Origin of the sequence: Bacillus sp. S14(2024) (genome assembly GCF_050473785.1) — a bacterium.
GTDB lineage: Bacteria > Bacillota > Bacilli > Bacillales > Bacillaceae_G > Bacillus_A > Bacillus_A yunxiaonensis.
On the sequence record NZ_JBFLUP010000006.1, the window covers coordinates 2,629,549 to 2,643,531 of the forward strand.

Genomic DNA, 13,983 nt, shown 5'->3' on the forward strand with positions numbered 1-13,983 from the left:
TAATTTGTTTTAATTAACTTCAATAATTCAAGTAAGGGAATCTTCCCCTCCGTTCAAACTAACTTTGTATTAAAAGGATTATTTTGTTTAAAAAAGACAACTTTTTCATTGACAATAGACACGCACTTTTTAACTCCATACCACATAATGTAATGTAAATTCGCCGTGAAATTTACAACTTTTGCTCTCATTGTTTGTTTCCTCATCAAAAGGAGGAATATAGTATGGGTTTTGATGGTGGTCATAGAGGCTTCTTTGGCGGATTCGCCTTACTAATTGTGTTATTTATCTTATTAATCATAATCGGTTGCGCTTGTTGGGGCGGCGGATATGGTGGCGGATATGGTGGCGGATACGGATACGGATGCTGCTAAGAGAAGGCACTCAATTCGAGTGTCTTTATTTATTTGTCCAGTACTTTCCACTCACTTCACTACAAAATGAAATTTTTATTTTAATCCCTTTTCAATTCCATAAATATGCAGTCGAACCCTTTCAGAGAATGAATCATATAGTGATTTAAGCAATCCCTGATAAAGTAGGTGAAAATATGCCATCTGTTGTTGGGAACTTAGTCGTTCAAAATAGTAACGGTTCTTTTAACTTAGGAGACTTCTATAATGTATCTCCGAAAGAAAATACGAAAGCTTATAATGGATCCGGTTCATCTAACGTTGCTTTTGTTCTTAATACCTTTAACGGTGTAAGCGGTACGAATACATTTGATTCAGATGTAGCTGATCAAAATCAAATTGGAACAGTCTAAAATTATTTATCCTTTTCTCTCCACTGTATAATATTTCAAATCCCGTTTATACTACAGCTAATTTTAGCGAAGCGACACCATATTTTTTTGTAGAGCAGTTATCTTTTGCTAGCTGCTCTTTTTATTGAACTTGTACCACTTTCGTTTTCCTTCATTACGATAATCCTCAAACGGATCAAATTTTACTGACATGAATAAGTTTCCATTAAACAGCTATTATTTTTTATTATTATTTACTATAAATTGTATTCAGTTCCATACGGAATCGTTGAAAAAGATATTCCATATTGTGTAACATGCATTGGGTAATAATATTGCACCGGATAGTAAGGTTGCATACTTTGTTGCATTTGTTGCGCCTGTTGCTGTGCTTGTATTGCTTGTTGAACAGCTTGAATTGTACTTTGCGCTCCACTAGACGTTACACTAGCACCATACCCAGCAGGAGTTCTCATTTGGTTGTTAAGATAAGAATAAAACATTATTATTCAACTCACTTTCGTATAAGTTACTACAAAATATGTTATGAAGATTAATTTCGGAAAGTGTTAAGTAAAACGAATCATCTAATTCGTTTCCTCCCTACCAAATAACGCTTTTGTTATAAAAGTTTCACTAATTTTTTATCCGCACTTTCATTTAACAACGAGGGCTTAATCTTTCCCATTAGTAAATCTCCGTTTCTTTAAACAAGTTATTTTATATATTCCAAAGGTCACTATTTATATCACTGTTATATTTATATTCAATCTTTTCTTTTCCACACTTTTCACACTTATAAAAACTAGCTGTCCCTATCTGCCCTGTTTTAAAATTTTCACTATCTTGAGTTTTAATGAATTTATATTTGTGTATACATTTAGGTTCTCTTACTTTATTCATCCATTTTCCTAACATAAAGTAATCCTCTCCTTTAAAAAGTATTCCACCTGCATTTATATATTTAGAATATCCTACAAAAGATTTCCAATCAACGAACGCGTTTTCTTACTCTCTTTGCATCATATTTGACCCATGGTGTACAAAAGTGTTATTTTGTTAAGTTTTAAATATACTCGAAACAAAATTCGTTTGATGATATAACGTTTTAAATTGGAATAAAGTTACTATTAAGTTAAAAAGAAAGGAGCTAACGAAAATGAATAAATGGATAATCGCTCTTATCTACTCTTTCCTCTTCACAATCCACTGTTATTTTTCAATTAAAATATTACTTCTGTCAGCTATTAATGCCACTACATTTCCTAATCCTCATTTTTTCTATAGTACATTTGTATTAATATGTGGAATTTGGATATTAGCATTTGGAATTAGAAAATATATCTCTACTTCTACAAAAGATGAAAAAGAGCGCCAGAAGCTTAAAATCATATTTTCTATCTTTTCAGCTTTATCTGGATTTACTACAATAATGATATTTTTTATTTGAGCCTAATTTTTAATTATTTTTACAATCATCACCTTCCTCCTGAATAAATTTCAATATTCCATTCATTAATAAACGATTAATTTCTACTCATGAAATAACATTACAAGCCCCGAAAGCACTTTGTGAAAAAATACAAGAGGAAAAGAAACATTATACTTTGATTTAGTGCGTCTTATCTTTTACAGGAATCCCTACCATTTCAAAAGTTTGACACATTTGGAGAAAAAGCTTATAAAGAAAAGTGAAGTCCCTAATATCCGCTGCCACGATCTTCGGCATACTCATGCGACTTTAATGGTAAAACAAGGTATTCATTTGAAGACTGTAAGCGAGCGATTAGGAAACAAAAGAATGGGTATTACAATGGATACTTATTCTCATGTAGTTCCAGGACTTCAAGAAACCGCGGTGGACCAATCTGCAAACGAATTATTCGGAAATAAAACAGTTCGTTAGAAGTTTTGACTTTCCGACGAAATTACCACCTAAAAAACAACAAATTATAATTATGAAAAAGGAGTCAAAAACATGAAAGAAATCAAATCTGAACAAGAGTTTCGCGATCTTATCGCAAAGGAAAACCCAGTAGTAGTAAAGTTCTTTACAACATGGTGCCCAGATTGTGTACGTATGGATAACTTTATCGATGACGTAATGGAAGAGTTCAATAAATTTGAATGGTATTCTATTAATAAAGATGAGTTCCCAAGCATTGCTGAAGAATATCAAGTAATGGGAATCCCAAGTTTATTAGTGTATCAAAATGGTGAAAAACTTGGTCATTTACATAGTGCGAATGCAAAGACAGAAGAACAAGTTACTGAGTTTTTAGAAGTATATTAAAATAATATGAATAACACACAAGAAGCTCAACAAGTTTGGAATTAATACCGGACTGAATAAGTCTAAATTTAAACAGCCTACTGTATATATGCAGTAGGCTGTTTTCTTATATTTTGATTTTCTTAAGTTACTAATTTCTTCATGAATTGTTTCTTTCGATAATCAGTTGGTGTTAAACCTGTTTTCTTTTTAAAAAATGCTATGAAATAAGTTGAGTTTGGTATACCTATCTCCATTCCAATATCTGTTTAGATAAAGTGAAACTTCCATCAGTGGGGGGTTTTCTTTATCCCCTACCTATTTTCTTCACTTCTCTCTCAATCTTGAGATAGGAGTCTTACTTCCCTTTAATGCGGGATAAATTTTTCTTTTTCCATCTCTCTATTTCAGTTATAGCCCCCTATTCCTTTAATCATTTAAAGATAAACCCTTACTTTTACTTGTAGTTTTAATTGTAGCGATATAAACACCTATCAATACCATAACCATTCCTATTATTTGTTTCCAAGTTATTGTAGAACCATATAATAAAACAGAAATTAATGTTGTAACAATTGGAGTAAGATTTAAATAAATACTTGCTTTACTAGCTCCAATTTGTTCGACACCTTTATTAAAAATAATGTATCCAACAAGTGTACCGCATATAATCATGTAAAATATCTCGACCCATCCTTGCATTGAAAAATTTAAAACCTTTCCCCATCCCCCTTCAAACAGAGAACTAATCGCAAGGAAAACAGAACCCATTACTGTCATAATTGTAGTTGCGAATAATGGAGATACATCTTTCATCACCAATTTTCCAACTAAACCATAAAGAACTCCACATGTTAATGCCGCAATAAATAATAAATCTCCTATATTGAATGATAAAGAAAGAAACGTATCTAATGATCCTTTTGTAATAACAAAAACAACTCCTACTAATGATAAAACTAAACTAATGCCCACTTTACTATTCCATGTTTCGTTTAAAAATAAAATTGCTCCTAGTGTAACAAATACTGGCATCGTTGCAATAATTAAAGAACCATTAATTGCAGAAGTATAATTAAGCCCTAAAAAGAAAAACGCATTATATCCAAAGATACCAGTCAATGATACAAGTAATAAACCTTTCCATCGTTTTTTTAAAGCCTTTATATCCCATTCAGATTTAATCGTAACATAAATCATTAAAACGACTCCTGCAATTGCAAATCGAAGCGTCGCCGCAACAAGTGCTGGTATTTCTGTAACTACATGCTCAGCTGTAGAAAACGACCCACCCCAAAATAAAGGTACTAGTAACATTAACCAATACATACTGTTTGATTTATTTTTACTCTCCACCTATTAATCCTCCCCAATTTATTTTTCACTTTTCGACCATCATGTTCACAAGTTTAAACTTATAAACATGATGGTCAAAAAAATTAGTCACCACCTTCAATTGTTAAAATTAATTCTTTAATATGTTTCACAAACTCAGCTGTACTTAAAGAATAAAAAGTTTCTTTACCATTCTTACTAGAAATAATTAAACCTGCCTGTTTTAATATTTTTAAGTGATGAGATACAGCTGGTCGTGAAATATTCATTTTTTCTGTTAACTGATTTACATTGAGACTACCTTTTTCAAGTAAAATCATAACAACTTGTTGACGATTAATATCTCCCAAAGCTTGAAATATAGGAGTTGCTAATCTGAATTTTTCTAATATAACTTCCCTATTCTTGCATTCGTAAAGTTCCATAATCTACATCCTTAAAGTAATAATATATTTAAATGCGTACCACCATCTTATCTTAATTACGTGCTATCACAATTTGAATTTTATTCCAAAAGAAATAATTTGTAAATACTTTTTTCTATTCATTCAAAAAATGTAAATTGTATATGACTTTTTCAGCTAAAGTGAAATGAGCGAAATTTTTTTGCCTTCACGAAACAATGTTCTCTCTTCCTTAAAAAGCTAAAAGTACACAACAATGTTTGTATAGACCCACACGGCTTTCATTTGATACGCTTATACGTAGAGATTCCTTGAAAGAAAGGTGAGTGAAAGGCATGGAGTCACTTTCTAACAAAGCTGCTGATAGAGGAGCAATGCTCAGCATTGTTGCATATATTTTTTTGTCAACTATTAAAATTACAATAAGCTACATAGCTGTTTCTAGCGCATTACGTGCAGATGGTCTAAATAATTTAACCGATATTGGAGCATCACTAGCTGTTTTAATTGGATTAAAAATTTCCCGAAAGCCTCGCGATCTCGATCACCCATATGGTCATTCACGGGCTGAACAAATCGCTTCACTCGTCGCGTCATTTATCATGATGACTGTCGGGTTAGAAGTTATTGTGAATGCTGTTCAATCTTTTTTCAAAGAAGGACAAACGACACCTAGTTTACTTGCAGCTTGGGTTGATTTATTTTGCGCTGCTGTCATGTATAGCGTATACATATATAATCGTAACATTGCAAAACAAACAAAAAGTAAATCTCTGGAAGCTGCAGCGAAAGATAATTTATCTGATGTTCTCGTAAGTCTTGGGGCAGTTGTTGGTATTTTTGGTTCACAGTTTCAGATGCCACTTCTTGATCCAATTGCGGCACTTATCGTTGGTATCATTATTTGTAAAACTGCATGGGATATTTTTAAAGAAGCATCACATATGCTAACAGATGGTATTGATCCAGACAAAATGGAAAAATACGTTGAAACGGTAAAAACAGTTGCAGGCGTTGAACACATTGTGGATATTCGAGCACGAATGTATGGAAATCAAACTTATGTTGACATCACAATTGAAGTAAATGCACACATGGATGTAAGTGAAAGTCATCGTATTACCGATGAAATTGAAGAAAAGTTGCAACACAATCACAATATTTGGTACACACATATTCATGTGGAACCAATGCAAAAAGAACCTATGCTCACATAGGTTCTTTTTGCATAAAGTGAAGCTTCCATCATTACCTTCTGCAATTACTTACTATCTCGATACAGAAGATTTACTATCCACTGAATGCGGGATAAATGTTTGATGAAACATAATACACAAAATAAGCCAACTTCCTCCAGCAGCCCAACCTGCTAAAATATCAGACGGATAATGTACACCTAGATATATACGACTGATAGAAATTGAAAAAATAAGAAAACAAGTAATAAAAATAATTAATATTTTTTGATGCAATTGTATACGATGTTCAGTAATCGTAATGTATGCAATAAACCCAAGAAATGCAACAGCATTCATCGAATGTCCACTCGGAAAACTGTAACCTGTCGCAGTAACAAGTTGTGATATATCAGGCCGTGGTCTTTCATACCATAGTTTTAACATATAGTTCATATGGCGTGAACCGTAAAAGTTTATCATTAACAAGATCGCTGTCATGTATCGTCTTCGAATCAAGAAATACATAAGCAGAATAAACAATACAGGAAAATATACCTTTTTTGATCCAATATAGGACATCCATATAAAGTAAGAAGTAAGATATTCATTACGAAAGCCTTGTATATAATTACTCACTGCATGATCAATCTGATCAATGAAAGGTGTTTGATAAGAAAAAGACAACACGATAAAGCAAATGAGCAAAACAAATAGTAACGTATATAAATGTCGATATCTCTTCATCTGCATAACCTCACTATATAGAAATGGAGGGGATATTTTATTTTCCCTCCCCATTTCTTTTTTATGCATGCATTATCGAGAAATATAATTGTTAATTTTTTGCTGCATTACTGGAATATCTTCACGTTTCACTGTGAAACGTAAAACTTTTTCGTCCATATCTAAAGCTTCAGCCAATAATCCAGCAAAGCCTCGTGCTTTACGGTCTACTTCCATCATAATTTCTAGACTATCGTACGAGCGCGGTATGATAAGGAGCTCTAATTCATCAAGCTTTCCGTAATATTGTCCGGATACAGGAACAAATTCAAACTCTTGTGCAAATGGTACATGATCACGCAAACGATATGGAAGTTCTTCACATTCCGCTTGGCGAAGACGAAATCCAAGATTTTGGACTGCATCTAATACACTTTTTAACAATATATTGGGGAGTACTTGAATATAATCACGGTCACTCGGATCAATGCTGCGTTTAATATCCAAACCAGTATGCACCCAAACGGTTTTCATACCAAATGTTAATGGTACTTCAATCGGCATTGGAAAAGAAAATGGGATTTCTCGTTTTTCATTTATTCTAATTGTAATTGGGGTTGTTAAACGAACTTTCTTTAAATCATATGTTGAACTCATTTTTTTATCATCCACTTCACGAATATATGTCGTAGATAATGTTAAATAAATACTATCAATTTCTTGTTCTACCGATCCACCAGTAATATGTACAACACCTGTAATTTCTTCCCCAATGAGCCATTCCTCTTGTGTTAATACAGTATCAACTTTTGCACTACCAATGCCAACGCTTGCTAAAAACTTCTGGAACATGTATTCCCCATCCTTTCTAATATACAACGCACATCTTCTATTAGCTCTTGTACATTTTCATAATACGGCTCTTTCATTTGCAGCATCCGCATGATTACATCACAACTATTTACTGATAATGTTAATTCTTTATACCAAGGCTGTTCTTCTTTTGAGGATTCATAACTAGAATACAACAAAAACAAAACAAAATGACCTAAGGCATAAAAATCACTACGATACTGAATTTCACGCATATATGCTTGTTCACCTTTATAATAATGAGCGCGCTCATCACTTTCACCAATAAATCGAGCTAATCCAAAATCAATGATAGATATATCATCATCTCTCATTAAAATGTTAGGAATTCGTAAATCACGATGAACGATACCTTGACTATGAAAATATGAAACCACATGAAGCACCTTATACAAAATAAGAAAAGTTTCTTTCTCCGTATATACTTCTCCATCTCGAAAAATAAAATCCTCAAATGTTTTCCCACACATTTCCTCCATCACAAAAAATGGTTCTTTTCTCCATATAAAACTATGAAAGAAACGAGGAATTGCATGGTGCTCTAATTGCTGTAAAATGGTTTGCTCATATGTGAACGATTCCCTTCCTGATGCATACCTCTGCTTACTTTTCCGAAGCTGTTTTAATACTTTTTTCTCACTAGACAGCATGTCAGTAACAAGATATGTAAAACCATAACTTCCCATACCGAGAATACTCTTAATTTGATACCGCTGTGCAACGACGGTATTAATGGGCAGTGGTCGATCAAACCATGTCAATATTTTACGAAAAATCATCAGCTACTAGAGAAAAAACTGCGGCTTTTATGTTTTCTTTTGTAATGGTGATGCCCATATTCATGAGATGGACGACGCTTATGATAATCGCTGCTAGAATAAGAACGATGTCTATGACGATAATCACTACTGGAGTAAGAGCGATACTTTTGCTTATTTCCTAGCAAAGAATCAATAATTTTTTTAAACATTTCTTCACCTCTTTAGAAAGTTTTCACTTTTATTATACCAAATACAACACGATATAGTTATTGCTGTCTTAAAAGTGAAACTTCCATCAGTAGGGGATTTTCTTCATCCCCCTACTAATGGTTAGTTGAACTAATCAAGCTTTTACGGGCAGTTATCCTCCACCTATCTTCTTCACTTCTCTCAGAATCTTAAGGTGGGGATTTTACTGCTCACGAATAGCGGGATAAACATGGACAAGCCATGTACGATATAAAAAACGACGAGTCTATCCCGTCGTTACTTTCATTCATCATCTTCATCAAATATTTCATCAATCATACATTTCTCTAACAAATAATCGAATGCAATATCCGCAAGATCTTCAATTTCTTCACGCTTTGGTACATACCCTCTCACAATTAATTGCTCATAAAAAAATTCCGCAATTTCTTCCGTATCAATCACGACTTCTATTTCCTTCATGAGCATCACCCCTTTAATTCTGTTTTATGAAGAAAAATAGAAATTATGTATAAGAATAGAAAAACATTTTTCTTTTTATACTAGATATGTAGGTTATATGCAGAGAAACTTTTGCATAGGATGTAGTACAAGCTATATAAAGGAGGAAAACACAATGAAATATGAAGAAGAAATGATGCATGCAAAAGGAGAGTTCATACATGAGGACGAATGGGTGGACAAGCTTATTTCTATATTTATTATCTTTTTAACAATTGTAGGCATACCATATACAGCTTATATTTTCTTTCAATTCCTTCTCTCTTTCTAGATTATTTTTTCTCAGATAATTTGATTAAATAGTTACGTACAACTTCCATCACGATCTTATATTCTTCATCTTGAAATGTTTCATATAATGTTCTGTAATCATTAAAAATATCTAATAAACCGTCGATAATTTCTTTTCGATTCGTTTTGATACTTACTTTTTTCGAGTTATTAATAGACTTTAATTTACCTAGATCAAGCTTATTCATTCCCGCCTTATCTTGTTTTATCTTCTTTAAAATTGCATTTGCTGTTTGTGCATTCGCAATAAGCGTCAAATCTGATTCATCTGCTTCTAGCCACTCGCCATCAGTAATACGTGATAATTCATAAATTGTGTCTTCCCAAGCATCATTTTTGTAACGCCATACTTCCGTCCGGTATCCGACAACGCGAAATACATCTTTTTCATAGCCTGTTACTTGAACAAGATCGCCAAATGTAAATTTATAGCGCAGTTCAATCCATTCTGATTCGCCATCTTTCATCTCTTGTTCTGTCACAAGCTGCAATGTATGTTCAACATAAAAACCATCGTGATTGTTTACTTCATATACATAAACACCGTCTAGCATTTTTATATTTGTAACTTTACCGACCGTACCATATAACGTAATCACGACTATATCTCCTATATTATATTTGGGCTGCTTTTTTCTCATCATTTCTCTCTCTCCTTTTTAAGTCGTGATTTTAAGTATGTGACGCTAACAGTATATGCGGCTCACTACGAAAACGCTTATCACATGAGTTTGTATAATTGAATATTTTTTTATAAAGTGAAACTTCTATCAGTGGGGGTCTTACTGCCCGTTAATAGGGGATAAAAAAATACACTCCGCTATTGGAGTGTACATAACACAACTTGAAAATGATTAGTGATAAAATGGCCTACGAATAGACACTTCACTCTATCGTTCTTGCATATATAATTCCCATGCATAATCAAAAATGGTCATACTTTCCAATGAACCGCTCAGCTCTAAATATGAACTAATCTCATCGTAATCCTCCGACTGTTTTGGAAAACTATGATCTTCATACATTGTTTCTGCCAAGTCTGATAGTTCATCTTTCAGTAAAGAAGCACGATGCTTCATCATATAGTGATAAAATGACTTTTTCAACAATATTCCCTGCCTTTCTAACTTGGCTACATTATACAAGGCAAATAAGAAAAAAACCAGCATAAAAATGCTGGTTAAAAATCAAAATAATTTCGCTTTAATAAACGTGGACGCTCCATAAGCTCTGTATATGTGAATTGTTTTGGCAAATCTTTCGTATAAATCAAAAAGAGCTGATCTTCAATTTCTTTCACGATATCCTCTGATTGATACTGCATTCCACAATTTGGACATGCGATACAAGGTGTTTCTTGAATTGTAACTGTTTGTGTTCCATCTGGTAATTCCCAGTACACAGTGTTTACACTCTCAGTTGCTTCCTCACCTTCACACCACATACACCTCATACTGCATCTCCCTCAGTTTTTGTGCTCTCATTTAGTTTTGCCATTTGCGATTGATATTTTTTATCCTTCAACTGGTCACGCTTGTCACGTTTATCTTTTAATGAAGCATGTTCTGTATTTGTTTCGTAATCTTTACGGCGATTCATACGCTGCAAGCCTTCTGGTACAAGATTAAACTTCTTATCGCTCATCAGTCCTGCGATTCCTACATCAGAACGCTTTTCTTCGTAAGTTGGATAAATTTCTTTAAAGTACCCTTCCGCTCTCCCTGCCACATAATTCTCTGGCTCTGGATACGTTGTAATTACACCTTCAAAGTTACGAAGAACAACTTTATCAGCGCTTTGTGAAATAATGTAGTTTGGCTGAACAGCAATTTTACCACCGCCGCCCGGCGCATCTACAACAAATGTTGGAACTGCATAACCAGACGTATGTCCACGTAATCCTTCAATAATTTCAAGACCTTTAGAAACTGGTGCACGGAAATGGCCAATTCCTTCAGATAAGTCACATTGATAAATATAGTAAGGACGTACGCGAATTTTTACTAAATCATGCATCAATTTTTTCATAATCGGTACGCTATCGTTAATACCCGCTAAAATAACCGCTTGGTTACCAAGTGGTACACCTGCATTTGCAAGCATTTCACAAGCAAGTTTTGATTCTTCCGTGATCTCAATAGAAGTATTAAAGTGTGTATTTAACCAAACTGGATGATATTTCTTAAGAATATTGCAAAGATTTTCTGTAATACGCTGCGGAAACACAACAGGAGCTCTCGTTCCAATACGGATAATTTCCACATGCGGAATTTCACGTAAGTTCTTTAAAATGTACTCTAAAATATTATCGTTAATAAGAAGACCATCACCGCCAGAAATTAAGACGTCGCGAACTTGCGGCGTTTCGCGAATATATGCAATTGCATCGTCTAATTGTTTCTTCGGAACACCCATTCCAATTTGTCCACTAAAACGACGGCGTGTACAATAGCGACAATACATAGAACATTGGTTTGTTACTAAGAAAAGAACACGGTCTGGATAACGATGTGTTAATCCTGGTACTGGTGAATCTTCATCTTCATGAAGCGGATCTTCTAAGTCATACTTCGTTTTATATAACTCCTCTGAAATCGGTACAGATTGCATACGAATCGGACAACGCGGATCATCTGGATTCATAAGGGATGCATAGTATGGTGTAATGTTTAATGGGATTGTTTTTGTTGAAATTTTAACACCTTCTTCTTCTTCCGGTGTTAAATTGATTACTTTCTTTAAATCATCCAATGTTTTAATTGTATTTGTTAATTGCCAAATCCAATCGTTCCATTGCTCCTCTGTAACATCTTTCCATAATTCAATCTCTTTCCAATGACGATTTGGTTTATATACGTCGTGTAACATTGCAATTCCCCCTTTTTTTCAAACGCTCGCTATTTATTAAAGCAATTATCATGCCAACTATAACTATTAGATCTAAGTTTCTATTTATCTCTACTAGTACAACCTTTGCTATTACACGTTTCTTTACTATAAAAATATCGTTTTATACAGAAACTAAACAAAAAAATTAACAGAAAAAAATGAATTTTCTTTTACTTTCTATATATGTAATTGCTTTTTTATTGGTGCAAATGCACAAAAGCTGCCAATTATTCGGCAGCTTTCGCATTTTTATTTAATTTATACTGCAAAGTTTGTCTTGGAATGCCTAACAACTTTGCAGCTTGTAGAACATTTCCTTTCGTTTCTAACATTGCTTGTTCAATTAATTCTTTTTCCGTTTCATGAAGTGCTTCCCGCAGCGGTAATATCGGCTTTATCTGCGGGTGAGACACTTGTCGAAACGAACGCGGTAAACAAGATAACGTTAATGTTTTCCCTTCTGCAACAATGACCGCATGTTCTATCATATGCTTTAATTCACGCACATTGCCTGGCCAATGATACTGAAGCAATTGCTTTTTCACATCTTCATCCATATCAATCACATGCTTTTTATATTCCTCGTTATAAGCCTTCAAAAAGTGCGGGACTAACAATAAAAGATCTTCTTTTCGCTCGCGAAGCGGTGGAATAAATAAAGAAAACACATTTAATCGATAATATAAATCCGTACGAATTTTATTTTCCCGAAGGCACTCATCTGGTGGTTGATTCATTGCTGTAATAACACGTACATCAACCTTTCTTGTTTTGTTATCACCGATGCGGCGAATGACACCATCTTCCAATACTCGCAGCATTTTTGCTTGTAAATCTAAAGGCATCGAATTTAATTCATCTAAAAATAACGTACCACCATCCGCTAGCTCAAATAAACCCGCACGTTCTATGGCACCTGTATAACTACCTTTTGTTGTTCCAAACAGTAAACTTTCAAGTAATGATTCCGGCAAAGCAGCACAGTTTTGAGCGATAAATGGATTATTTCTTCTTTTCGAAGCTTCATGTATCGCTTGTACAAATAACTCTTTTCCCGTTCCCGTTTCACCGTAAATGAGTACGTTCGCATTAGTGGTAGCAACCTTATGTGCAAGCTGTTTCATCTGCAAAAAGCGCTTATCATTCGTTATAATCGTATCAAATGCTACATGCCTCTGCTGTGTTTTTTTCGCTGGTGATCGCCTCATTTTCGACTGCAAATCAGCAATACTTTCCGTCAGCTTTTGAATAGTAGAATAATCTTTTGCAATCTCAACAGCTCCAGCAATGCGCCCTTCTATAAAAATAGGAAGCGTTGTATTTACCGTATAAACATCTTTCCCACTTTGATTTTGATATCGCTGCACTTGATGCTGGATTGGCTTTTTTATTTGCAGTACCTTTAGCAATGTACTCGTTTCTGGCGTTAGCGAAGGAAACGCTTCTAATAAATGCTTACCAAGTACATCTTCTACATTTGATCCGTCATGTTTTGCTGCTACTGTGTTATAAAAAATCGTAACTCCATTTTCATCCACTGCATGAATCGCTTCATCAATACTACTTAAAATTGCTTCAATCACTTCTTGTGTTGAAATCGCCAGCAACGCATTTCCCTCCTTCGCTAAAAAATCAGCAATTATCGTGCCGAATTTTTAGCACCTAACGGTAAAATGAAACTCCCATCAGCAAGGGCTGTTCATCCCCAACTTATGGAAGTTGAATAAATTGATTCTTTACGAACCTTTATTTTTATTCTGTAATGTCTATTAAATACGGGATAAAGTGAAACTTCCCTCAG

22 protein-coding genes are annotated in these 13,983 nt (G+C 34.0%); 7 read left to right on the top strand and 15 right to left on the bottom strand.

Going from position 1 to position 13,983, the window contains the following annotated elements; all coding sequences use genetic code 11:
• The first annotated feature begins 224 nt into the window (after positions 1-224).
• Positions 225-374: a YjcZ family sporulation protein gene (locus tag AB1279_RS13620; protein ID WP_429759328.1), complete on the top strand. Its 150-nt coding sequence runs from the start codon at positions 225-227 to the stop codon at positions 372-374.
• A 176-nt stretch (positions 375-550) separates the two neighbouring features.
• Entirely contained in the window at positions 551-766 is a 216-nt protein-coding gene (locus tag AB1279_RS13625; RefSeq protein WP_035434858.1) for a spore germination protein, read from the top strand.
• Positions 767-1,002: 236 nt separating this feature from the next.
• On the opposite strand, the gene AB1279_RS13630 is transcribed toward AB1279_RS13625, so the two are convergent.
• Both AB1279_RS13630 and AB1279_RS13635 read right to left on the bottom strand, forming a co-directional pair.
• Positions 1,003-1,248 carry a DUF3947 family protein gene (locus tag AB1279_RS13630; protein ID WP_429759329.1) on the bottom strand — a complete coding sequence of 82 codons (246 nt, stop codon included), beginning with the start codon at positions 1,246-1,248 and terminating at the stop codon, positions 1,003-1,005.
• A 217-nt stretch (positions 1,249-1,465) separates the two neighbouring features.
• On the bottom strand, positions 1,466-1,663 hold the full coding sequence (locus tag AB1279_RS13635) for a hypothetical protein (protein ID WP_336480502.1): 198 nt from the start codon (positions 1,661-1,663) through the stop codon (positions 1,466-1,468).
• Positions 1,664-1,904: 241 nt separating this feature from the next.
• Here AB1279_RS13635 and AB1279_RS13640 point away from each other — a divergent pair, with 241 nt between their 5' ends.
• The 3 genes from AB1279_RS13640 (at position 1,905) to AB1279_RS13650 (ending at position 3,038) form a co-directional block, all read left to right on the top strand.
• Positions 1,905-2,195, top strand: coding sequence for a DUF308 domain-containing protein (locus AB1279_RS13640; protein WP_429759330.1), 291 nt, complete (start codon positions 1,905-1,907; stop codon positions 2,193-2,195).
• 216 nt (positions 2,196-2,411) lie between these two features.
• Positions 2,412-2,651, top strand: coding sequence for a tyrosine-type recombinase/integrase (locus AB1279_RS13645; protein ID WP_429759332.1), 240 nt, complete (start codon positions 2,412-2,414; stop codon positions 2,649-2,651).
• 72 nt (positions 2,652-2,723) lie between these two features.
• Entirely contained in the window at positions 2,724-3,038 is a 315-nt protein-coding gene (locus AB1279_RS13650) for a thioredoxin family protein (RefSeq protein WP_098307302.1), read from the top strand.
• Positions 3,039-3,160: 122 nt separating this feature from the next.
• Here AB1279_RS13650 and AB1279_RS13655 read toward each other — a convergent pair whose 3' ends face one another.
• From AB1279_RS13655 to AB1279_RS13665, 3 genes are all read right to left on the bottom strand, one after another.
• Entirely contained in the window at positions 3,161-3,274 is a 114-nt protein-coding gene (locus tag AB1279_RS13655; protein WP_429750021.1) for a hypothetical protein, read from the bottom strand.
• Positions 3,275-3,446: 172 nt separating this feature from the next.
• Positions 3,447-4,346, bottom strand: a complete 900-nt coding sequence (locus tag AB1279_RS13660) for a DMT family transporter (protein WP_429761401.1) — start codon at positions 4,344-4,346, stop codon at positions 3,447-3,449.
• A 110-nt stretch (positions 4,347-4,456) separates the two neighbouring features.
• Entirely contained in the window at positions 4,457-4,777 is a 321-nt protein-coding gene (locus AB1279_RS13665) for an ArsR/SmtB family transcription factor (RefSeq protein ID WP_429750023.1), read from the bottom strand.
• A gap of 314 nt (positions 4,778-5,091) precedes the next feature.
• On the opposite strand from AB1279_RS13665, the gene AB1279_RS13670 reads away from it, so the two are divergent.
• Entirely contained in the window at positions 5,092-5,973 is an 882-nt protein-coding gene (locus AB1279_RS13670; protein ID WP_429759333.1) for a cation diffusion facilitator family transporter, read from the top strand.
• Between the two features lie 51 nt (positions 5,974-6,024).
• Here AB1279_RS13670 and AB1279_RS13675 read toward each other — a convergent pair whose 3' ends face one another.
• The 5 genes from AB1279_RS13675 to AB1279_RS13695 all read right to left on the bottom strand — a co-directional run bounded on the left by AB1279_RS13675 (position 6,025) and on the right by AB1279_RS13695 (position 8,963).
• Positions 6,025-6,678 carry a phosphatase PAP2 family protein gene (locus tag AB1279_RS13675; protein ID WP_429750027.1) on the bottom strand — a complete coding sequence of 218 codons (654 nt, stop codon included), beginning with the start codon at positions 6,676-6,678 and terminating at the stop codon, positions 6,025-6,027.
• A gap of 72 nt (positions 6,679-6,750) precedes the next feature.
• Positions 6,751-7,509, bottom strand: coding sequence for a sporulation protein (locus tag AB1279_RS13680; protein WP_429759334.1), 759 nt, complete (start codon positions 7,507-7,509; stop codon positions 6,751-6,753).
• Positions 7,491-8,309 (bottom strand): serine/threonine protein kinase, encoded by an 819-nt coding sequence (locus tag AB1279_RS13685; RefSeq protein WP_429759336.1) that lies wholly within the window; start codon positions 8,307-8,309, stop codon positions 7,491-7,493. The genes AB1279_RS13680 and AB1279_RS13685 overlap by 19 nt, the downstream gene beginning before the upstream one ends.
• On the bottom strand, positions 8,309-8,500 hold the full coding sequence (locus AB1279_RS13690) for a hypothetical protein (RefSeq protein WP_429750033.1): 192 nt from the start codon (positions 8,498-8,500) through the stop codon (positions 8,309-8,311). Before AB1279_RS13690 ends, AB1279_RS13685 begins: the two co-directional genes overlap by 1 nt.
• 283 nt (positions 8,501-8,783) lie before the next feature.
• On the bottom strand, positions 8,784-8,963 hold the full coding sequence (locus tag AB1279_RS13695; protein ID WP_098307290.1) for a YozD family protein: 180 nt from the start codon (positions 8,961-8,963) through the stop codon (positions 8,784-8,786).
• A 154-nt stretch (positions 8,964-9,117) separates the two neighbouring features.
• On the opposite strand from AB1279_RS13695, the gene AB1279_RS13700 reads away from it, so the two are divergent.
• On the top strand, positions 9,118-9,273 hold the full coding sequence (locus AB1279_RS13700) for a DUF3930 family protein (protein ID WP_336480493.1): 156 nt from the start codon (positions 9,118-9,120) through the stop codon (positions 9,271-9,273).
• A gap of 1 nt (position 9,274) precedes the next feature.
• Here the strand turns inward: AB1279_RS13700 and AB1279_RS13705 are convergent, their stop codons facing one another.
• The 5 genes from AB1279_RS13705 to AB1279_RS13725 all read right to left on the bottom strand — a co-directional run bounded on the left by AB1279_RS13705 (position 9,275) and on the right by AB1279_RS13725 (position 13,789).
• The gene (locus tag AB1279_RS13705) at positions 9,275-9,937 is read right to left on the bottom strand and encodes a hypothetical protein (RefSeq protein WP_429750037.1); all 663 of its coding nucleotides are present in this window, start codon (positions 9,935-9,937) and stop codon (positions 9,275-9,277) included.
• 246 nt (positions 9,938-10,183) lie between these two features.
• Positions 10,184-10,399, bottom strand: a complete 216-nt coding sequence (locus tag AB1279_RS13710) for a YozE family protein (protein ID WP_429759338.1) — start codon at positions 10,397-10,399, stop codon at positions 10,184-10,186.
• A 74-nt stretch (positions 10,400-10,473) separates the two neighbouring features.
• A complete protein-coding gene (locus tag AB1279_RS13715; RefSeq protein WP_429750041.1) occupies positions 10,474-10,746 on the bottom strand; it encodes a YokU family protein in 273 nt (90 codons plus the stop codon).
• The gene (gene ablA, locus AB1279_RS13720) at positions 10,743-12,161 is read right to left on the bottom strand and encodes a lysine 2,3-aminomutase (protein WP_429750043.1); all 1,419 of its coding nucleotides are present in this window, start codon (positions 12,159-12,161) and stop codon (positions 10,743-10,745) included. The genes AB1279_RS13715 and ablA overlap by 4 nt, the downstream gene beginning before the upstream one ends.
• 248 nt (positions 12,162-12,409) lie before the next feature.
• Complete coding sequence (locus tag AB1279_RS13725; protein WP_429759340.1) at positions 12,410-13,789, bottom strand: sigma-54 interaction domain-containing protein; 1,380 nt, start codon at positions 13,787-13,789, stop codon at positions 12,410-12,412.
• Positions 13,790-13,983 lie beyond the last annotated feature (194 nt).